Source organism: Acidimicrobiales bacterium, assembly GCA_035547835.1.
Lineage (GTDB): Bacteria > Actinomycetota > Acidimicrobiia > Acidimicrobiales > Iamiaceae > DASZTW01.
On the sequence record DASZTW010000013.1, the window covers coordinates 1 to 19,705 of the forward strand.

18 protein-coding genes and 1 tRNA gene are annotated in these 19,705 nt (G+C 70.1%); 6 read left to right on the forward strand and 13 right to left on the reverse strand.

Annotation, left to right across the window (positions count from 1 at the left end; all coding sequences use genetic code 11):
- Positions 1 to 57 precede the first annotated feature (57 nt).
- The 11 genes from mfd to VHA73_11235 all read right to left on the reverse strand — a co-directional run bounded on the left by mfd (position 58) and on the right by VHA73_11235 (position 11,813).
- Complete coding sequence (gene mfd / locus VHA73_11185; protein ID HVX18585.1) at positions 58 to 3,552, reverse strand: transcription-repair coupling factor; 3,495 nt, start codon at positions 3,550 to 3,552, stop codon at positions 58 to 60.
- Between the two features lie 93 nt (positions 3,553 to 3,645).
- A complete protein-coding gene (gene pth / locus VHA73_11190; GenBank protein ID HVX18586.1) occupies positions 3,646 to 4,257 on the reverse strand; it encodes an aminoacyl-tRNA hydrolase in 612 nt (203 codons plus the stop codon).
- A gap of 9 nt (positions 4,258 to 4,266) precedes the next feature.
- Complete coding sequence (locus VHA73_11195) at positions 4,267 to 4,953, reverse strand: 50S ribosomal protein L25 (GenBank protein HVX18587.1); 687 nt, start codon at positions 4,951 to 4,953, stop codon at positions 4,267 to 4,269.
- 147 nt (positions 4,954 to 5,100) lie between these two features.
- Complete coding sequence (locus tag VHA73_11200) at positions 5,101 to 6,198, reverse strand: hypothetical protein (GenBank protein HVX18588.1); 1,098 nt, start codon at positions 6,196 to 6,198, stop codon at positions 5,101 to 5,103.
- Positions 6,199 to 6,332: 134 nt separating this feature from the next.
- Positions 6,333 to 7,304 carry a ribose-phosphate diphosphokinase gene (locus VHA73_11205; protein HVX18589.1) on the reverse strand — a complete coding sequence of 324 codons (972 nt, stop codon included), beginning with the start codon at positions 7,302 to 7,304 and terminating at the stop codon, positions 6,333 to 6,335.
- Positions 7,304 to 8,395 carry an NTP transferase domain-containing protein gene (locus tag VHA73_11210; GenBank protein HVX18590.1) on the reverse strand — a complete coding sequence of 364 codons (1,092 nt, stop codon included), beginning with the start codon at positions 8,393 to 8,395 and terminating at the stop codon, positions 7,304 to 7,306. The genes VHA73_11205 and VHA73_11210 overlap by 1 nt, the downstream gene beginning before the upstream one ends.
- Positions 8,396 to 8,404: 9 nt before the next feature.
- Entirely contained in the window at positions 8,405 to 9,364 is a 960-nt protein-coding gene (gene thpD / locus VHA73_11215; GenBank protein ID HVX18591.1) for an ectoine hydroxylase, read from the reverse strand.
- Positions 9,361 to 9,747, reverse strand: a complete 387-nt coding sequence (locus VHA73_11220) for an ectoine synthase (protein ID HVX18592.1) — start codon at positions 9,745 to 9,747, stop codon at positions 9,361 to 9,363. Before VHA73_11220 ends, thpD begins: the two co-directional genes overlap by 4 nt.
- Positions 9,744 to 10,988 carry a diaminobutyrate--2-oxoglutarate transaminase gene (ectB, locus tag VHA73_11225; GenBank protein HVX18593.1) on the reverse strand — a complete coding sequence of 415 codons (1,245 nt, stop codon included), beginning with the start codon at positions 10,986 to 10,988 and terminating at the stop codon, positions 9,744 to 9,746. The genes VHA73_11220 and ectB overlap by 4 nt, the downstream gene beginning before the upstream one ends.
- 70 nt (positions 10,989 to 11,058) lie before the next feature.
- The gene (gene ectA, locus VHA73_11230; protein HVX18594.1) at positions 11,059 to 11,592 is read right to left on the reverse strand and encodes a diaminobutyrate acetyltransferase; all 534 of its coding nucleotides are present in this window, start codon (positions 11,590 to 11,592) and stop codon (positions 11,059 to 11,061) included.
- A gap of 148 nt (positions 11,593 to 11,740) precedes the next feature.
- Positions 11,741 to 11,813, reverse strand: a tRNA-Gln gene (locus VHA73_11235).
- 101 nt (positions 11,814 to 11,914) lie between these two features.
- Between VHA73_11235 and VHA73_11240 the strand changes: the two genes are divergently transcribed.
- The 5 genes from VHA73_11240 (at position 11,915) to VHA73_11260 (ending at position 16,306) form a co-directional block, all read left to right on the forward strand.
- Positions 11,915 to 12,016, forward strand: a complete 102-nt coding sequence (locus VHA73_11240) for an AURKAIP1/COX24 domain-containing protein (GenBank protein HVX18595.1) — start codon at positions 11,915 to 11,917, stop codon at positions 12,014 to 12,016.
- A gap of 100 nt (positions 12,017 to 12,116) precedes the next feature.
- Complete coding sequence (locus VHA73_11245) at positions 12,117 to 13,916, forward strand: AarF/UbiB family protein (protein ID HVX18596.1); 1,800 nt, start codon at positions 12,117 to 12,119, stop codon at positions 13,914 to 13,916.
- A 7-nt stretch (positions 13,917 to 13,923) separates the two neighbouring features.
- The gene (locus VHA73_11250) at positions 13,924 to 15,522 is read left to right on the forward strand and encodes a hypothetical protein (GenBank protein HVX18597.1); all 1,599 of its coding nucleotides are present in this window, start codon (positions 13,924 to 13,926) and stop codon (positions 15,520 to 15,522) included.
- Positions 15,523 to 15,647: 125 nt separating this feature from the next.
- The gene (locus VHA73_11255) at positions 15,648 to 15,956 is read left to right on the forward strand and encodes a hypothetical protein (GenBank protein ID HVX18598.1); all 309 of its coding nucleotides are present in this window, start codon (positions 15,648 to 15,650) and stop codon (positions 15,954 to 15,956) included.
- Positions 15,905 to 16,306 (forward strand): pentapeptide repeat-containing protein, encoded by a 402-nt coding sequence (locus VHA73_11260; GenBank protein HVX18599.1) that lies wholly within the window; start codon positions 15,905 to 15,907, stop codon positions 16,304 to 16,306. The genes VHA73_11255 and VHA73_11260 overlap by 52 nt, the downstream gene beginning before the upstream one ends.
- A 113-nt stretch (positions 16,307 to 16,419) precedes the next feature.
- Here VHA73_11260 and VHA73_11265 read toward each other — a convergent pair whose 3' ends face one another.
- A complete protein-coding gene (locus tag VHA73_11265) occupies positions 16,420 to 17,163 on the reverse strand; it encodes a 4-(cytidine 5'-diphospho)-2-C-methyl-D-erythritol kinase (protein HVX18600.1) in 744 nt (247 codons plus the stop codon).
- A 238-nt stretch (positions 17,164 to 17,401) separates the two neighbouring features.
- On the opposite strand from VHA73_11265, the gene VHA73_11270 reads away from it, so the two are divergent.
- Positions 17,402 to 19,300, forward strand: a complete 1,899-nt coding sequence (locus tag VHA73_11270) for a DUF4214 domain-containing protein (protein ID HVX18601.1) — start codon at positions 17,402 to 17,404, stop codon at positions 19,298 to 19,300.
- A 17-nt stretch (positions 19,301 to 19,317) separates the two neighbouring features.
- On the opposite strand, the gene VHA73_11275 is transcribed toward VHA73_11270, so the two are convergent.
- Positions 19,318 to 19,705: hypothetical protein (locus VHA73_11275; GenBank protein HVX18602.1), on the reverse strand; the 388-nt coding region annotated here is incomplete at its 5' end.

Consider the following 19,705-nt stretch of genomic DNA (forward strand, 5'->3'; position numbering starts at 1 on the left):
GAGCGCTCAACCACCTGACAGGTGGTTGAGCGCTCACAGCAGGAAGGGGCGGGCGGGTCAGTCGGCGGGGGGAAGGAGGCTGCGCAGCAGGTCGACCAACGTCACGGCGAGGTTCGGCGACTTCGGCACCGGCAGAACGAGCTGGTGCGTCGCCTCCTTGTAGACCGCGCCTTTGGCCAGCCGCTTCAACCGGATCTGCTGGCTGGTCTTCAGCTCGAGTGGCGACAGGCGAGCCGTGAACGCCGGGCCGCCGAACGCCGGGCCTTTGGTCACGTTCAGCTCCCGCACCCCGAGGCGCGCGGCTTCGGCGCGCAGCCGCGCCACCTCCAACAACCGTTGCGCCGGCTCCGGGACAGGCCCGAAACGGTCGAGCCACTCGGTCTCGATGTCGTCGACCTGCTCGGTGGTCGTGACGTCGGCCAGGCGTCGGTACGCCTCGAGCCGCAAGTCCTCACGGCTGACGTAGTCGGGCGGCAGGTTCGCGTCGATCGGCAGGTCGAGCTTGATCTCGGCCGGCTCGCGGACCTCCTCGCCCTTCAGCTCGGCCACCGCCTCGCTGACCATCTGGCAGTAGAGGTCGTAACCGACCGCCGACATGTGGCCGGACTGGCCGGTGCCGAGCAGGTTGCCGGCGCCGCGGATCTCGAGATCGCGCATGGCGATGCGGAAACCCGAACCGAGCTCGGTGGTCTCGCCGATCGTCTTGAGCCGCTCGTAAGCCTCCTCGGTGAGGGTGCGATCGGCGGGGTGAAACAGGTAGGCGTACGCCCGCTGGCCGGCCCGCCCGACGCGACCACGGAGCTGGTGGAGCTGACCGAGGCCGAGGCGGTCAGAGCGATCGACCACCAAGGTGTTCACCGTGGGCATGTCGATGCCGGACTCGATGATCGTCGTGCACACCAGCACGTCGAACTCGCCTTCCCAGAAGTCGAGCACCACTTGCTCCAGCGAGCCCTCGTCCATCTGGCCGTGCGCGACCGCGATGCGGGCCTCGGGCACCAGGTCGCGCAAGTCGCGGGCCACGTCCTCGATGTCGTGCACCCGGTTGTGGACGAAGAACACCTGCCCCTCGCGCAGCAGCTCACGGCGGATCGCTTCCGCCACGGCACGGTCGTCGTACTCGCCCACGTACGTGAGGATCGGCTGGCGGTCGGCGGGCGGCGTGTTCAGCAACGACAAGTCGCGAATCCCGGTGAGGCTCATCTCGAGCGTGCGAGGGATCGGGGTCGCCGTGAGCGTGAGCACGTCGACCTCGGCGTGGAGCTGCTTCATGCGCTCCTTGTGGTGGACGCCGAAGCGCTGCTCCTCGTCGACGATCACCAGCCCGAGACGCTGGTACGTGACGTCGTCGCTGAGCAGCCGGTGGGTGCCGATCACGCAGTCGACTTCGCCGGTGGCGAGCCCGTCGACCACGGCCCTGGCCTGCGCGTTGGTGAGGAAGCGGCTCAGCACCTCGACCCGCACCGGGTAGCCGGCGAAGCGCTCCGCGAACGTGGCGGTGTGCTGGCTCGCCAACAAGGTGGTCGGCACCAGGACGGCCACCTGCTTGCCGTCCTGCATCGCCTTGAACGCCGCCCGCACGGCGACTTCGGTCTTGCCGAACCCGACGTCGCCGCAGACCAGCCGGTCCATCGGGACGGTGGCCTCCATGTCGGCCTTGACGTCGTCGACGGCCTTGGCCTGGTCGGGCGTGAGGCGGTACGGAAAGGCGTCCTCCATCTCGGCCTGCCAGGGGGTGTCGGCGCCGAACCCGTAGCCCGGGCTGTGGAGGCGCTTTTGGTACAGCACCACAAGCTCCTGCGCGATCTGGCGGACTTCGGCTCGGACCCGGGCCTTGGCCTTCTCGAAGTCGGCGCCGCCCATCCGGCTCAGCGACGGGCTGTCGCCACCGGAGTACGGCCGCACGGCGTCGATCTGGTCGGACGGGACGTACAGCTTGTCGTCGCCCCGGTACTCGAGCAGCAGGTAGTCGCGCTCGACGCCGCCGATCGCCTGCTTGGTCATGCCGGCGTAGCGGGCCACGCCGTGCTGGTGGTGCACCACGAAGTCGCCGGGCTTGAGGTCGTCGAAGAACCGCTGCGCGTCGCGGCGGGCGCGTGGCCGAGCCCGCCGGTGGGGGCGGCGCCGGCCGGTGAGGTCGGCTTCGGTCAGCACCGCCACTTTGATGCCGGGCAGCGCGCAGCCCCGTTCCAGCGGGGCGACGGCGACCGGCACGTCGAAGCCGTGGTCTCGCAGCAACGCCTCGACCCGCGGCCGCGACCCCTCGGTGTCGGCGGCCGCGATCACTTGGTAGCCGTCGGCGAGGAGGTCGCGCAGCTGCTTGGTGATGGCAGAACCGTCGCCCACCACCGGGTTCCATCCAATGGCCTGCACGGTGGCAACGTCGGGTGAGTCGGGCGCCACCGTCATCGACCACGAGGGGGCCTCGGTGCCGGCGAGCAGCCGGTCGAAGTCGACGTGCAGCCGCGGGAACCCGTGGTCGCCACCGGCGCCGGTTGCGGCCGCGCTCGCCGCACCCCAGGTGACCGCGAGCGTGCGGGCGAGGTCGTCTTCCTCGGCAAGGATGTCGGCGGCCCGGTCACGCATCCGGCGCGGCTCGACCAGCACCACTTGCGCGTCGGCGCCGAGGCGGTCGACGACGATCGACTCCCCTTCGACCAGCCACGGCGTCCACGACTCCATGCCGTCGAACTGCAGCCCTTCGGCGAGGCGCTCCCAGTGCTCCCGGCCCCAAGGCTCGGCCGCCACCAGCTCAGCGGCCCGCTCGCGCACGTCGGACGACGCCACCAACTCACGGCAGCCGAAGATCGCGACCCCGGCGAGGTCGCTGGTGGACCGCTGATCGGCGACGGCAAAGGTGGTGAGGCGGTCGACCTCGTCACCCCACAAGTCGACGCGGACCGGGCCGTCGGCCGTGGAGGGGAACACGTCGACGATCGAGCCGCGGACGGAGACCTCGCCGCGGTGCTCCACCTGGTACTCGCGGCGGTAGCCCGCCACGACCAGCTGCTCGACCAGCTCGTCGCGGTCGATCTGCCGCCCGGGGCGGAGCACCACCGGCTCGAGCGAATCGACACCAGGGCCGAGCCGTTGCAGCAGCGCGCGCACGGACGCCACCACGACCTGCAGCGCCGCAGCTCGACCCGCGCCCGGCTCCCCACCTGCGCCGGGGGGCGCGTCCGAGCCGCCCGCGTCGCGCAGCCGCCACAGCACGCGCAAGCGCTGGCCCATCGTCTCGACGCCGGGGCTCACCCGCTCGAACGGCAGGGTCTCCCAGGCGGGGAAGTGCTCGACCGCGCCGTCGCCGAGCCACGTGGTCAAGTCGCTCGCGAGGCGCTCCGCGTCGGCCGTGGTCGGGGTGGCCACCACCAGCGGCGATCGCTTCGACAGGCGCGCGAGGCCGGCGAGCACGAAGGGGCGCGCGGCTTCGGGCACGGCCAGCAGCGCGTGCGAACGGCCGAGCACCTGGCCGAACGCCGGGTCGTCGCGCAGCCGCGCCGGCAGGTCGGCGAGCGCCGGCAGGGCTCGTGTCGACGGTTTGGCAAGGGACATGGACGCGCGCCTTCACCGGCCACACGAGCTGGCCGGGGGGTGGACGGATCGGACTGGAGACTGCGCCGCCACGCTACCGAGCGGGCGAGGCGGTCAGACGGGGTCGGCCCGCGTGTTGTAGCGGTTCATCGCGGGCTCGAAGCCTTCGGCGACGATCATCTCGACTGCGTCGGCGGCTTCCTCGATGACGATGCCGAGCTCGGTGCGGGCGGCCTTCGACAGCTTCGACAGCACGTGGTCGGCGCCTTGCTCGCGCCCCGGCGGCTTGCCTACACCGATCCGGACACGGCCGAACTCGTCGCTGTGAAGGTGTGCTTTGATCGACCGCAACCCGTTGTGGCCGGCCAGGCCGCCGCCGAACTTCAGCTTCAGGCGCCCGAGGGGCAGGTCGAGCTCGTCGTGCACGATCACCAACTGCGCGAGGTCCTCGATGCCGAAGCGGCGAACCAGCAGCTGGACCGACCGGCCGGACTCGTTCATGTACGTCTGCGGGAACGCGAGCGCGACCCGGGAACTCCCGATGCGGACCTCGTCGACGAGCGCCTGCTCCTTGCCGGCCCGCAGCCGGCCGCCGTGACGGGCCGCGAGACGCGCCACCACGTCGGCACCGGCGTTGTGCCGTGTACCGGCGTAGCGCTCGCCGGGGTTGCCGAGCCCGACGACGAGCAAGTCGGCAGGAGTGCCCCGCCGGGGGGTCTTGCGCAAGTCCAGGGATCAGCCCTCGCCGTCGGCCGCCGGCTCCTCGCCGCCGCCGCCGGCAGCTTCTTCGCCGCCCGCAGCCTCCGCAGCTTCGCCTTCCTCGCCTGCTTGGCCCTCTTCGCCCTCGGCCGCGGGCTCCTCGACCACGGCGGGGAGGGTCGTGATGATCACGGGCTCCTCGGGGTCGACGTCGGTGGTGACGCCAGGCGGAAGCTTGATGTCGCCGACACGGATGCTGGCGCCGAGCTCGAGCTCGGTGACGTCGATCTGCAGCTCGTTGGGGATGTCAGCGGGCTTGGCGGTGATCGTCAGCGAGGTGGCCAGGGTCTCGATGAGACCGCCTTCGCGCAGAACGAGCGTGGGCTCGCCTTCGAGCACCAGCGGCACGTCGACGGAGATCGCCACGTCACGGCTGATGAGCAGGAAGTCGACGTGCAACACGTTGCCGGTGACCGGATGACGTTGCAGGTCCTTGACGATCGCGAGCTTGGTCTCGCCGTCGATCTGGAGGTCGAGCAGGGCGTTGAGGCCGGCCTCGCCGCTCAGTGCGGCGCGAAACGGCCGCCACTCGACTGCAACGGCGATCGGGTCGGCGCCTTGGCCGTACACGACGCCGGGAACTTTGCCCTCGGCACGGAGGCGCCGGGCGGGACCCGACCCGAGGCCGCGGCCGGTTTCGGTCTGGAGGATGATCTCAGCCATCGGTGCTCCTACGTCAGAGATCGCGCCGGAGCGCTGGGAAACAACGAACGTTCGATGCTACGTGGCCGCGGCCCGCCCCACCAAGCCGACCCCCCTGGGCGGTCCGGCCCAGCCGGCCCCTCTACCCAGGCGGGACGACGAGTGCGGTCAACTCACTCCGCAGCTGTCCACGAGCTGTTGCTCGACATCGGACACGGGCGCGTCGGCCGGGTGCGAGCCCGACAGGCGGCGGCCGAACACCTGCGACGCCGTGCCGGCGGTGGGGTTCACGTCCCACCGGACGCAGAACAGCTCGGTCTGGTGCGTCTCGTGCGCGACCAGCCCGGCGTACAGCCGGGTGACACCACCCGAACGCGAGACCGACGTGACGGGCACCAAGATGTCGTTCTCCAGCCCGTCGTACTCGTTGGTGAGGCGGTCGTCGCGGTAGCCGGACTTCGTGGGGTCGATCGCGCGCAGCGCCGCCCAATCGTGGCCGTTGATGGCGTCGACCAGGCGTTGGGCGGTGTGCACCACATCGTTGGACACATCGGACGTGCCGGGATAGTCGTCGCCCACGTCGACCGTGATCGCGGGCGACGCGGCGCGGGCGCCATTGGCGATCTCGAGCACGACTTTCAAGTGGTGCTCGCCCGGCGTCTTCGGCGTCCACGTGACCGAGGGCGCCAGGCCGACGTGGCGATCGACCCGCGTGCTGCCGTCGTACAGCACGGTGGCGGCCACGCTGGCGGTGTTGTCGGTCAGCACCGGCAAGACGATCGGCGCCCCGACGCCCGGACCTGCCGGCAGCGTGGTCGTCGACAACGTGACCGAGCGCCGGTCGGTGGCAGGCCCGCCCTTGGCGGTCTTGGCCACGTTGACCGTGGCCGCCTCGGACTTGTTCTGGTGGTTGGCGATGACCTTGAGGCCCACCCACAACATGCCGCCGGCGAGGAACACACCGGCGAGCAGCGCGATGACGAACACGGTGCCGTCGCGCCGCACCGACCGTCGGTCGACGTCATCGGCCAGCAACGGCTTGTCGTCGAAGAAACCGTGCGCGTGCACCTCGGACAGCCCGAGCGCTCCGCGGGCACGCTCGACCAAGCCGGGCGCACGGCCATCGCTCGAAGACCCACCGGATGGTTCGGCGGACGGCGTGGAGCCGGGCGGCTCGCCGGTTGGATCGGCCCCGCCATCCGGCGGTGGGCCGTCGCCGCGCGGGGAACCGGGCGTGGCGTCGTCGGCAACGATGGTGGGCGGCATCGATGACCTCGGTTGTGGAGTCTGACCCCCGCCCGTGGCCCGATGTTAGCGACTGCTCGCGACGTCCCGTCCTCGCCCCGGTGCCAGGGGTGCGTGGGGCAATCGGCGGGCCTCCTCACCCACCCGACGCACCACTAGGACTGGTTCTCGCCGTCGAAGATCTCGCTGACCGAGGAGTCCTGGAACACCGCCTCGATCGCGTTGGCGATGATCGGCGCGATCGACACGACCTCGATCTTGTCGAGCCGCTTCTCGGGCGGCAACGGCACCGTGTTGGTGAGCACCATGCGGGTGATCGACGAGTTCTTGATGCGGTCGATTGCCGGGCCCGACAAGACGGCGTGGGTGGCCAGCGCCCACACTTCGGAGGCACCGTGCTCGATGAGCAGCTCGGCCGCTGCACAGATCGTGCCCGCGGTGTCGATCATGTCGTCGATCAGCACGCACGCCCGGCCTTTCACCTCGCCGATGACGTTGGCTGCCACGACGGTGTTGGCCTCACCTTTGGGCCGGTACTTGTTCACGAACGCCAAGTCGCATCCGAGGTGGCCGCTGAACCGCTTGGCCTGCTTCATGCCCCCGGCGTCGGGCGAGACGACCACGAGATTCGGCGGGGCGTGCTCTTGGAGGTAGTCGACCAGCACCGGCAGGGCCGTGAGGTGGTCGACCGGCTGGTCGAAGAAGCCCTGGATCTGGCCGGTGTGGAGATCGACCGACACGACCCGGTCGGCGCCCGCGACGGTCAACATGTCGGCCAGGAGCTTGGCCGTGATCGGCTCGCGCCCTTCAGCCTTGCGGTCCTGGCGGGCGTACCCGTAGAAGGGGCAGACGGCGGTGATGCGCTTGGCGGACGCCCGCTTCGCCGCGTCGATCATGATCAGCTGCTCCATGATCATGTCGTTGACGCGGCCGTCGTGGGTCTGTACCACGAACACATCGGCGCCGCGGATCGACTCGCCGAAGCGGCAGTGGATTTCGCCGTTGGCGAACTCGCGGAGGTTGGTCTCCCCGAGCTGCACGCCGAGGTGCTGAGCGATCTCCGCGGCCAGGTCGGGGTGGGACCGGCCCGCGAAGAGGTGCAGCTTCTTGGTGGGGACCAGCTCCATCACGTCGAAGTGTAGAACGGCCCTGTCACCGAGCTCGCGGGTACCACGTCGCCCGGCTCCAAGACGGCGAACGGACCGACCCTGGCGTGGTCGCCGACTTCGGCGTTGCGCGCCGTCGTGGACTCCAACACGGCGCCTGCGCCGATGGTGCAGTCGACCAAGCGACACCCCGGGCCGACCTCGGCGCCTTCACCGACGACCGTGTGGCCCTGGAGGATCGCACCGGGGAAGATCGACACGTCGGGCGACAGCTCGACGGTGGCGTCGACGTACGTGTGCTCGGGGTCGACCATGCCGACACCACGGGCAAGCCAACCCCGGTTGATGCGCCGGCGGAGGCGGCTCTCGGCCCGGGCGAGCTGCCAACGATCGTTCACGCCTTCGGTCTCGCTGGGGTCCGTGGCGAGCACCGAGTCGACCGGGTAACCGGCGTCGTGCAGCACCGACACCACGTCGGTCAGGTAGTACTCGCCTTGCGCGTTCTCGGGGCTGAGGCGGCGCAAGGCGGGCGCGAGGACGCTGCGGCGGAAGCAGTAGATCGACGTGTTGACCTCGTCGATCTCGCGCTCCTCCTCGGTCGCGTCGGGCTCCTCGACGACTTTCGCCACATGGGCATCGCGGTCGCGCACCACCCGGCCGTACCCGAACGGGTCGGGCAGCTGGGCCGACAAGAGCGTGCACGCCGCATCGCTGGCTTGGTGGGCCACCACGAGCTGGGCGATGGTCGACGGCTTCAGCAGCGGGGTGTCCCCGGGCAACACGATCACGTCGTCGTCATCGTCGGGGCCGTCGTCGAAGGCGGTGAGCGCCACCGAGACGGCGTCGCCGGTGCCCCGCTGCACCCGTTGCTCGACGAACTCCACGGCGACGTCGCCCGGCTCCTCCTGCAGCTTCTTGGTGACCCGATCGGCCCCGTGCCCCACCACCACGACCGCTCGACGCGCGTCGACGTCGGCCAACGAATCGAGCACGAACTGCAACATCGTGCGACCGCACAACCGGTGCAACGGCTTGGGGCGCTCGGATTTCATCCGGGTTCCGGCACCTGCCGCCAACACGATGGCGGAGAGGGGGCGGGTCGCGGTGGCCATGCAGGTGGTCTAGCGCGCTGATGCTCTCGCGTCTGCCGAGAAGGCACCCGCGGCCACCGGTGACGCGCGAGGGACCGGCGAGAAGTCACGCGCGGCAACGAACGTGGGCCGGCGAGCGGGCGCGGCGAACGGCTCGACGCACGCGTTGTCGACGCTGTTGAACACCACGAACACGTTGGCCCGCGGGAACGGGGTGATGTTGCCGTTCGAGCCGTGCATGCAGTTGCAGTCGAAGACGGTCGCGCCACCCGCCGGGCCCGTGAGCACGTCGATGCCGTGGCGGTCGGCCAGGCGCGAGAGGGACGCCGGATCAGGCGAGCCGACCTCCTGGGCGCGCAGCGACTGGCGGTAGTTGTCGTCGGGCGTCTCGCCCACGCAGGAGATGAACGTGCGGTGCGAGCCCGGCATGATCATCAGCGGCCCGTTCGACGCGTGGTTGTCGGTCAGCGCGATCGAGATCGACGCGGCCCGCATCGCGGGCATGCCGTCTTCGGCGTGCCACGTCTCAAAATCGGAGTGCCACTGGAACTCCTTGCCTGCGAAGCCGGGCTTGAAGTTCACCCGGCTCTGGTGGACGTAGACGTCAGAGCCGAGCAGCTGCCGCGCGACACCGGCCACCCGGGGGTCGCGCACGAGCTCGGCGAACACCGGGCTGATCACATGGACCTCGAAGATCGAGCGGACCTCGTCGGCATCGGGCTCGACGACCGTGCGCTCGTCACGCCGCAGCCCGCGGTCGGACGAGAGGCGGGCGAGCTCGTCGAGGTACCTGCGGACTTCCTGTGGTGTCGCCAACTCGTCGACTTGCAGGTAGCCGTCGGTGGCGAACCGGCCGAGCGACGCTTCGTCGAGCGGTCCGTCAGCCGCGCGGCCCCACACGACGGGATCGGTGCGTGCCAGCTCCCTGGGCCGCTCGGCGACGCGCGTGGGGTAGCGGTCGGCAACTGGTGCGGGCCGAGTCGCGGTCATGACGACAGCAACGGGTAGGCGCCGTGCTCGTCGTGGACCTCGCGACCCGTCACCGGCGGGTTGAAGACGCACACCGTGCGCAGGTGGGTGTCGGCGTGCACCGTGTGGTGCTCGTGACCGTCGAGCAGGTACATGGTGCCGTCGCGCAGCGGGTGCACCTCGCCGGTCTCGTCGTTCACGAGCCGACCTTCGCCCGACACGACGTACACCGCTTCGACATGGTTGGCGTACCACATCGACGTGGCGGTCCCAGCGAACAAGACGGTGTCGTGCAACGAGAACCCGACTCCTTCGCCGGCCAGCACGAATCGGCGGCTGCGCCAGGTGTCGGTGACCACGTCGCGGTCGGTGCCGTCGAGCTGCGACAAGCTGCGGACGATCATCGGACGGCCTCGATCGACGCGTCGAGCAGGTCGAGCCCGTGGGCGAGGTCGGCTGGCTCGATGTTGAGCGGGGGCATGACCTTCACCACCTCGCCTTCGGGACCGGACGTCTCGATGAGCAAGCCGCGCTCGAACGCCGCGGTCGTCACTTTGCCGGCGAGCGCGTGGTCGCGGAACGCGATGCCCTGCAACATGCCACGGCCGCGCACGTCGGCGCCCTCATGGCCGGCGGCGATCCCGGCCAGCCGGTCGCCGAGCTCGGCGGACCGCTGCTGCACCTCCTTGGCGAACACGTCATCGGCCCAGAACGCCTCGAGCGCTGCGGTCGCGGTGACGAAGGCCGGGTTGTGGCCACGGAACGTGCCGTTGTGCTCGCCGGGCTCCCACAAGTCCAGCTCGGGCCGGAACAACGTGAGCGCGAACGGCAGGCCGTAACCCGACAGTGACTTCGACAAGCACACGATGTCGGGCTCGAGGCCGGCTGGCTCGAAGCTGAAGAACGTGCCGGTTCGGCCGCAGCCGGCTTGCACGTCGTCGACGATCAACACGATGTCGTGGCGGCGGCACAAGTCCTGCAACCCCCGCAGCCACGAAGCGCGGGCCGCGTTGATGCCGCCTTCGCCCTGCACCGTCTCGACGATCACCGCGGCGGGGTGCTCGATGCCGCTGCCGCGGTCGTTGAGCACTCGCTCGAGCCACAAGAAGTCGGTGGTCTCGCCATCGAAGTAGTCGTCGTACGGGGCCGGGGTGGCGTGGTACAGCGGGATACCGGCCCCGCCCCGCTTCATCGAGTTGCCGGTGACGGCGAGCGAGCCGAGCGTCATGCCGTGGAAGGCGTTGGTGAAGCTCACGACGTGCTCGCGGCCGGTGACCTTGCGGGCGAGCTTGAGCGCCGCCTCGACCGAGTTGGTGCCGGTCGGTCCCGGGAACATGACCTTGTAGTCGAGGCCGCGCGGCGCGAGCACATGGGACTTGAACCGTTCGAGGAACTCGCGCTTGGCCACGGTGTGCATGTCGAGGGAGTGCACGATGGCCCCCCGCTCGAGGTGCTCGATCAGCGCCTGACGGAGCACGGGGTGGTTGTGGCCGTAGTTCAGCGCACCGGCGCCGCAGAAGAAGTCGAGGTACACGTTGCCTTCGTCGTCGAACAGGTGGCTACCCGCCGCACGATCGAACACCGCCGTCCAGTTCCGGCAATAGCTGCGGACCTCGGATTCCATGGTTTCGAAGATGCTCTGCACGATGAATGGTTGCTTCCTGTGAGACGAACCTGGGCACCGGATCGGTGCATCGCAGGGGGTGCGCCGCGCGTCAGCGCGAACACCACGGCCCGATGCGGAACAACACCTCGGTGTCGTGTCCGTCGGGGAAATCCGCCGGGTGAAAGAGCGGGATTTGCTCCACTCGGCACCGTCGCTCGTGCGCGAACGACGTGAACAAGGCGATGCTCGCCTCGTTGTCAGGGGTGATGGTGGTCTCCATCCGGTCGACCCGCTGCTCGGGTGGCTGGACAACCGTCCGGTCGGCCAACTCGGCGAGCATCTGCCCCGCAATGCCTTGCCCCCGTTGGGATTCGGCGACCGCGACCTGCCAGACCACCAGTGTGTCGGGCTGGTCCGGGCGCCGATAGCCCGTCACGAAACCGGCGAGCTGGTCGCCCGCATCGGCGACGATCGACGTGGCCGCGAAGTCGCGGCACCAGAGCAAATACGCGTACGACGAGTTGAGATCGAGCGCACCCGAATCCTTGGCTATTCGCCACATCGAGGCCCCATCGGCCACCACCGGGCGTCTGAATTCCAGGTGTTGGGGTCGTACGCGAGTGTCCGTCTCTGGGGCGGGCATCTCCACCCACCGTAACGAATCGGGGGGCGCTCCATGCAACTCTTCGTGGCCGATCGGCGCGTGGAGTGCTATCGCCATGGGGCCACTGGTGGTTCGCCACGCGAGGCGGCCTTTGCGAGCCTGCAGGCTGGCGCGCCGGGGTGCGGAGTTCGGGGGGCAGGGCTCGAACCTGCAACAGCCGGCTCCAAAGGCCGGTGTTCTGCCAATTGAACTACCCCCGATCGGGACGGCCAGCCTACCGGTCAGCAGGGCCCCGCTCGCCGTCCCGGGCCTCGCCCCGTTTCGCACGCGGCGAGGGACGCCCGCTAGGTTCGGCACCCTCATGGGATCGCTGATCAAGAAGCGCCGCAAGCGCATGCGCAAGAAGAAGCACAAGAAGATGCTGAAGCGCACCCGCTGGCAGCGCCGCGCCGCCGGCAAGTAGCTCCCCGACCTCGCCGCGCCTCCACCAACGTTCGGCGGGCAGGCGCGCGGGCCGATCGGGAAGAATCCACCCCGCAGCGTCCACGGACCCGGGAGTGGCCATGCAGGTGAGCGAGGCGATGAGCGAAGCGGTGACCGTCGGTCCCGACGATCGCCTGGTCGACGCCGCGAAGGCGCTGCGGTCGCGCGGCGCGTCCGCCGCCGTCGTGGTCGACCATGGCCGCCCGATCGGCGTCCTCACCGAGCGCGACTTCCTCCAGACCGTCATCGACGGCACGGATCCCATGGCGCCGGTGCGCCAGGCCATGACAGCCGAGGTCGTATCGCTCGCCCCGCACGACGACCTCGACAAGATGCGCGACTTGTGCGCCCGCCACTCGTTCCGCCACGTGCCGGTGATCCACGACGGCCAGCTGCTCGGCATGGTGTCGCTCGACGCGCCGGGCACCACCAGCGTCGACGCGGACCGGCGGCCGGCCGGCGACTTCGGGTCGAGCGGTGTGGTGTCGCGCTTTCGTGGGCCGTACGCCGACGGACCACCGGCGGCTGACCTCGAGATCGACACCCCCGACCTCGACAAGTTCCGCTTCGCCGAGATCCGCCGCATGGTGGTGATCGTGGCGGTGCTCGGTGTCGCCATCGCCCGCCGCGTCATCGCTCGGGTGGCACGCGGCAAGGTGAAAGAGGTCCATCTGGCGGCCGCCGACGGCATGGTCGACGGGTTCGAGCAGCTCGGGCCGACATTCGTGAAGATCGGCCAGCTCATCGCCTCGTCGCCCGGCGTGTTCCCGCAGTTCATGAGCGACGCCGCCCTGCGCTGCCTGAACGACGTGCCGCCGTTCGACGGGGAGACCGCGGCGGCGATGATCCGCAAGGACCTCGGCCGCTCGCCGCACCAGCTGTTCAAGAGCTTCGACGAGACGCCGCTGTCGGCCGCGTCGATCGGCCAAGTCCACGCCGCCGTGCTGCCCGACGGGCGCGAAGCGGTGATCAAGCTCCAGCGGCCCAACATCCGCAAGCGGATGACCACCGACTTGCGGGTGGGCTTTCGGCTGGCCCGCCTGCTCGAGCGGCACACCAAGTTCGCCAAGAACGCCAACGTCACCGGCATCATCACCGACCTCCACGCGGTGACGTTCCAGGAGCTGGTGCCCGCGCTCGAGGCGTCGCGCCAGGACCGCTTCCGCAACGCCATCGGCGCGTTCGGCGACAACACCCACATCACCGCACCCGAGATCTACTGGGAATACTGCGGCCCGCACATGATCTGCATGGAGCGCATGTCGGGCGTGCCCATGGACCAGGTCGACGCGATCCGCAGCCTCGGTGTCGACGGTGAGGTCGTGCTGCGCCGCGGCGTGAAGGTGTGGCTGGAGGCCATCGCCGTGCACGGCCCGTTCCACGGCGACGTGCACGCGGGCAACTTGTGGGTGCTCGACGACGGCCGCGGCAGCTTCCTCGACTTCGGGATCATGGGCGAGCTCGCCGAGGAGTGGAAGCAGCTCATCCGCGACCTGTTCCACACCTCGATGATCGACGGTGACTTCAGCCGGATCGCCCGGGCGTTCAAGCGGGTCGGCGCGTTCCCCGAAGACGTCGGCACCGACGAGGAAGTCGGCATGCGGATGGAGATGGCGTTCGGGCCGATGCTCGACGTCGGCATCTCCTCGGTGAGTCTGGCCGACGTCTTCAACGCCATCTTCGCCATGATGGAGGGCTACGGCGTGCCGAGTCCGCAGGAGCTGGTGCTGGTGGTGAAGCAGCTCTTGTACTTCGAGCGCTATGCCAAGGTCCACGCTCCCGACTGGGCGTTGGCCCGCGACATCTTCTTGGTGAAGAACATCTTCCCCGACGAGGTCGCCAAGAAGGTGGCCGACGAAGGCCTGACCCTGCCCGACTGACGCCAACGTGCGGGCACCGTCGGTCTCCTTCGAGCGCAGCCGGCTCCGCGGCCGCGAGGCCGTCGTCTTCGGAGTCGCCACCGTGGGCGTGGCGGTGTGGTCGCTGTACCAGAACTTCTGGCACCTGCGCGCGCCGATCATCGGGTCCGACGAGCTCGCGTACCAAGTGGCCGGTTGGCGGGCCGTGCACCACGTCGGCCAGGCGCTGACCGTCGCGCAGGGCCACCACGGCATCGCCAACCCCGACCTGTTCGAAGCGCCGCCGCTCGGCAAGCTCGCCTACGGGGCCGCGCAGCTGTTGGTGGGACGCCAGACCCTCTTCGTCGACCGGGTCGTGGCCTCGACGGCGCTGGTGCTCGCCGCGCTGGTGGCCGGGTGGTGGATCGCCCGGGCCGCGGGCCGGTGGGTCGGGTTGCTGACCGCCGGGCTCCTGGCGTTGGTGCCGCTCAGCGTGCAAGGCCTCACCACCCGGTTCACCCGCTTCGGTTACCTCGAGCCGCTGACGATGGCGTGCATGGTGGTCAGCGTGGCAGCGGCGTGGTGGTGGATGCGCTGCGAGAACCGGCGGGCGTGGTGGTGGGCGCTCGCGATGGGCACCGCCGCCGGTGCCGCTGCAGCCTGCAAAGTGACCGGCTGGCTCGGCGTGGTCGGGCCGGTGGTGTTGGCGCTCGGGGTGACCGCGTGGCGGGACCGCCACCGGCTGCTCGCCCGCAGCGGCCAGGTGCTGTTGGCGGTCGTGGCGGCCGGCGCAGTGTTCCTGGCCACGTATCTGCCGTTCGGGCAACGGATCCAACGGATCCGGTACATGGTCGCCTACCAGGGCTTCCACGACCGGGTGGGCCACGAAGTCGGCTACGCGGGCCGGGTCACCTTGCATCAACCGTGGTGGACGAACTTCTGGTTCGCCGAGCACGGCTTGGGCCGCGGCCTGACCATCTTCCTGCTCGCCGCGGCGGTGGTGGCCGTGGTCTTGCGACGCGACCTGCTCGTTGCATGGTGCCTGGCTGCGCTCGTCGGGCCGATCGTCTTCCACTGCCTGATCTCGACGGTGACGCTTCCCTTCTACTGGACGCTGTGGGTGCTACCGCTGCTCGCGCTCGCCGCACTCGGCATCGACGCGGTCATCGGGGTGTTGCGATCGTGGCGACCTGCGGCGTGGCTGACCGCGGGCGCGGCCGTGTTGCTCCTCGCAGTGCCGGCGGCCGCGTGCGTGCAGGAGACCAAAACGGTGGCCGATGTCCGCCCGATGGGCGCGCAGGTCCTGGCCTCCGTGCGGCGGGCCCACGGGTTGAAGGGCCCGATCCTGACGACCGGGGTGCAGCTGTTCCAGCTGTTCCGCTACATCCCGGCCGACTACTTCCTCACCCGCTCCTACCAGCCGGTCGACACCGCCGACACCGTCATCGTCGGCGCGTTGCAGTGCCGCAACCGCGCGGACGACCGTGGCGTCCGGGCCGTCGTCGCCGTGAACCTGGCGGCAGGGCGGCTGCGCGAGATCCACCACGACCGCCTCGCCACCATCTACGAGGTCCTGCGTCCGCTCCATCCCGCGACGCCCGCCGACATCGCCGCCCAGCCCCCCGTCGACCGCACCGCCGGCTGCTGACCAGCCCCACGTTCCCCCGGCCCTTCCCCGACCTGGGCCATCCCAGGGCTGGGCGGAAATCCGACTGAATCGGTGGGATCGTCGCCCAACCCGCAGAGGATCGGGGGGAAGTACGGTCCGCAGGCATGTCCCGGCGCGACCGAGTGGGCCCGGAAGTTCCCGGTGACCTGACTCGCCTCGTCGATCCCGACCTCGACGACGAGCTCGTGTGGGAGCAGGTCGAGGTCGCCGGCGAGGTCGGGGGCGAGGAAGCCAGCGAGGTCGAGATCACCGAGAGCCGCCTCGTCGAGGTCCGCCTGGTCGGCGCCCACCTCGACGACGTGCGGCTCATCGACGTGGCGGCCGACGGGTGCGACTTGTCCGGCACGATCCTGTGGACGCCGTGTTGGATCGGGTCGACTTCGTCGACTGCCGGCTGTCGGGGCTGCAACTGATCGGCGCCCGGCTCCGCAACGTCCGCTTCGTGCGATGCCAGCTCGACGCGTGCAGCGCACGGTCCCTCGCCGGCTACCGGGTCGAGTTCGACGACTGTCGCATCGCGGGCGCCGACTTCACCCGAGCCGGTCTGCCCGGCGCCCAGTTCATCGACTGTGACCTCACCGGCGCCGACTTCTCGAACGCCGACGTGGCCGGCGCGCGGTTCCACGGGTCGCGCCTCGACGGCGTCCGCGGGGTGGCGTCGCTCAGAGGAGCGACGGTCGACCTCGCGCAGGTGGTCACCCTCGCCGTCGCCATGGCCACCGCCCTCGGCATCACCGTCGACGCCGACGCCGCGTCCGACTGACGTCCGCCAGGGCCATCCCAGGGGCTCGGCGGAAATCCGACTGAATCGGTGGGATCGTCGCCCAACCCCCGGGCGCGCCTCCAGGGGCTGGGCGGGAGGGTCGGGGGCGTTCGTCAGGACATGGCGGGGGTTGTGTGCACGACGAGGCGGGACTCGCCAGGGAAAGCTCCCTCGACGAACCAAGTGGACCCGCTGCCCGCGAGCATCGGCGTCTGGCCCGTGGCCTCGCCGAAGCGATCGCGCCATTCGGCCATGCGGGGCTCGACAGCCAACGCGGCGGCCTCGAGATCGTTGGCGTGCGGACCGACGGGGCCGCCGAGGTCGTCCCACGCCTGGTACACGGCCGGGGTGGAGCACCCGAACGGCGCCAGCGCGAGGGTGAACGTGCGCGCCTGGAAGGGAAGAGGCTCGACCTGCTCGCCCACGCCTCGCACCCGAGCTCGTCCGCCCGTCACGCAGAACGGCACGTCGGCGCCGATGCGGACGGCGACCGCCGGGTCGCGCACGCCCGCCCAGCGCAGCACCGCCGCGGCGTCGGCCGAGGCACCGCCGAGGCCACCGCCGGAGGGGATCCCCTTGTCGATGCGGACGTGCGCGGCGCAGCCGACGGCCGCCAGCGCGCGGGCCACCGTGTTGGTCGGCCCGGTCGGCACGGCGAAGCCCGAGCCCGTGCCCCCAGCCCCCTCGACAGCCGCCGGGGCCACCACCTCGATGCCGTCGCCGTCGGTGAACGTCAAGGTGTCGACGAGGTCGAGGGTCACCATCTCCGCGTCGAGCAGGTGGTAGCCGTCGGCCCGCACACCGGTGACGCGCAACGACACCGTCAACTTGGCCGGGGCGCGCTCGACGTGGGGCATCGGGTCACTCTAGGAACGGCCGGGAGGGCCCGCCGCCCAGGCCGCGACTCGAGCCACGCCGACCTCGCGTGTCGGCCGCCGCCGCGAAGGTGCTGCTCAGCAACCGAAACGGCCGGTGAGCCGAATCCGTCGACGGTGGCGGCTACCGTTGTGCAACTCGATTCGGTGGCGGCCGGATGAGTGGGCACCGGGGCGGGGCCTCGAGAGGGCCGCCAGTTCCCCAAGGACTGCTTCCCAGATGCGTGCTGCCCGTCGTGCCGTTGCCCTCCTCGCACTGTCGTCGATGGCGTTCGTGGCCGTCAGCGGCATCATCCCCATCGGGGCCCGTCAACCGAAGCAGGCGTCGGGGTCCTACAAGCTGGTCAGCGTCCTGCTGTCGGGCACGAAGGCGCTGGCCCGCCCACCGGCGGGCGGCAAGCCCGGCACACTCGGCGCCTTGGCGCGCGCCGCCACCGCCCCGCTGCGCGCGACGCCCGGCTGGTCGGCCCGCATCGAGACGCCCGACCACCCGTTGATGGTGGCGTTCTCGTGGCCCGGCAAGCACGACGGCGAGCTGCAGATGCGCACGAGCGACGGCAAGTCGTTCAGCGACTGGGTTGACGTCGACGGCATGACCAGCCACGGGCCCGACGCCAAGGACCCGAACAAGGGGAAGGACCTCACGTCGACCGACCCGGTGTGGGTCGGCCACGACACCAGCGAGATCGAAGTGCGGGTGAGCAAGGGCACCCTCGACGGCCTGCAGCTCACCAAGTTCAACTGGGACGGCACGCTGCCCACGTCCGGCAGCGTCGGGCTCGGCGCCGACCCCGCCGGGGCCGAGCCGGCGCAGCCGGCGATCCACCCCCGCTCGCAGTGGGACGGCGGCCATGGCTACCGCACCGACATTCCCGGCTGCGGCAGCGGGCCCGACGTCTCCCCCGAGCTGAAGATGGCGATCATCCACCACACGGTGAACGCCAACACGTACAGCCAGGCGGACGTGCCGCTGCTGATCCGGGGCATCTACAACTGGCACACCGACCACAACGGCTGGTGCGACATCGGTTACAACTTCATCGTCGACCGGTTCGGCGGCGTCTGGCAGGCGCGCAGCGGCGACATCGCGCTGCCCGTCTGGGGCGCCCACGCCGTCGGCTTCAACTACGACACCATGGGCGTGGCCCTGCTCGGCACGTTCCAGCCCGGCCAGGCCGGTGCGGGCAGCCCCACGTCGGCGATGATCAGCAGCGTCGTCAACTTGATCTCGTGGAAGTTCGGCATCCACGGCGTGAACCCGCTCGGCAAGGTGAGCTACGACGCCGGCGACGGGTCGTACTGGCCGGGCCAGACCGTGCAGATGCCCACGATCGTCGGCCACCGCGACACGTCGTCGACCGAGTGTCCGGGCGACAACGTCGAGAAGCTCCTGCCGGGCATCCGCCAACAGGTGGCCAACCGCCTCGCCGCCACGCAATGGCCGGCCAGCCACTGGTCGCCGTTCACGAACCCGCGCAGCCTGGTGGCCCGCCAGTACCAGGACATCTTGTATCGAGCAGCTACCAACGGCTACCAGGCGTGGTGGACCAACCAGATGGTCACGTATGGCCACAGCGGCCCGTGGATCCCGACCTCGATGATCGGCGCACCCGAGACGCAGATCACGCTGGTCCCGATGATCCGCTTGTACTGGGCTGCCTTCGATCGCTGGGCCGACTACGGCGGCATCGGGGTCTGGGTCCAGCAGATGCGGGGCGGCCACAGCCTCGTCTGGGTGGGCGACCAGTTCGTGAAGTCGCCCGAGTTCCAGCAGCGCTACGGCGCGGACACCACCGACCAGCAATACATCAAGCTGCTCTACAACAACGTCCTCGGCCGCGACCCGAGCCAGTCGGAGACCACCTTCTGGGTGAACCAGCTGCACCAGCCCGGCTGGACCCGTGGCCGCGTGTTGATCAACTTCTCCGAGTCGGCCGAGAACAAGGACAACAAGGCCGACGAGGTCAACGTCGGGCAGGTCTACTTCCCGATGCTGCACCGCCCGCCCGACCAGCTCGGCCTCACTTGGTGGGCCGCGGTCTACAAGTCCAAGGGCCTGGGCGCCCTCGTCAGCAACATCTGGAGCTCGGCTGAGTACCGGATGCTCGTCAACAGCTGACCCACTCGTGCCGGGCTTCAGCCGCCCTTGCGGACGGCCAGCCCGAACGAGGTGGTGACGTGCTCGCCGATCGCGATCCGCAAGTGCGCATCACCCTTCCCGTAGGGCGGCGTGTCGACGAACTCGTCGTACGACGTGACGCCGAGGCTGAAGTCGAGCTTCACCCGATGCCCGTCGGCGTGCAGCGCGCCGGCCAGCCGTTGGAGATCCTGCTTGCGGTACAGGACGGTCCCGCCCTCCGCCACCGTCGCGTCGTTTGAGGCCACGTTGTACTCGGTGGTGTGGACCGACACCCCGCCGGGCCGCACGCACTTCATCTGATCGACCACGAAGTCGATGCCCGCGTCGAGCGAACCCAGATGCTCGAACGCGCACGACGACCAACTGAAATCGAACCCCGTCAGA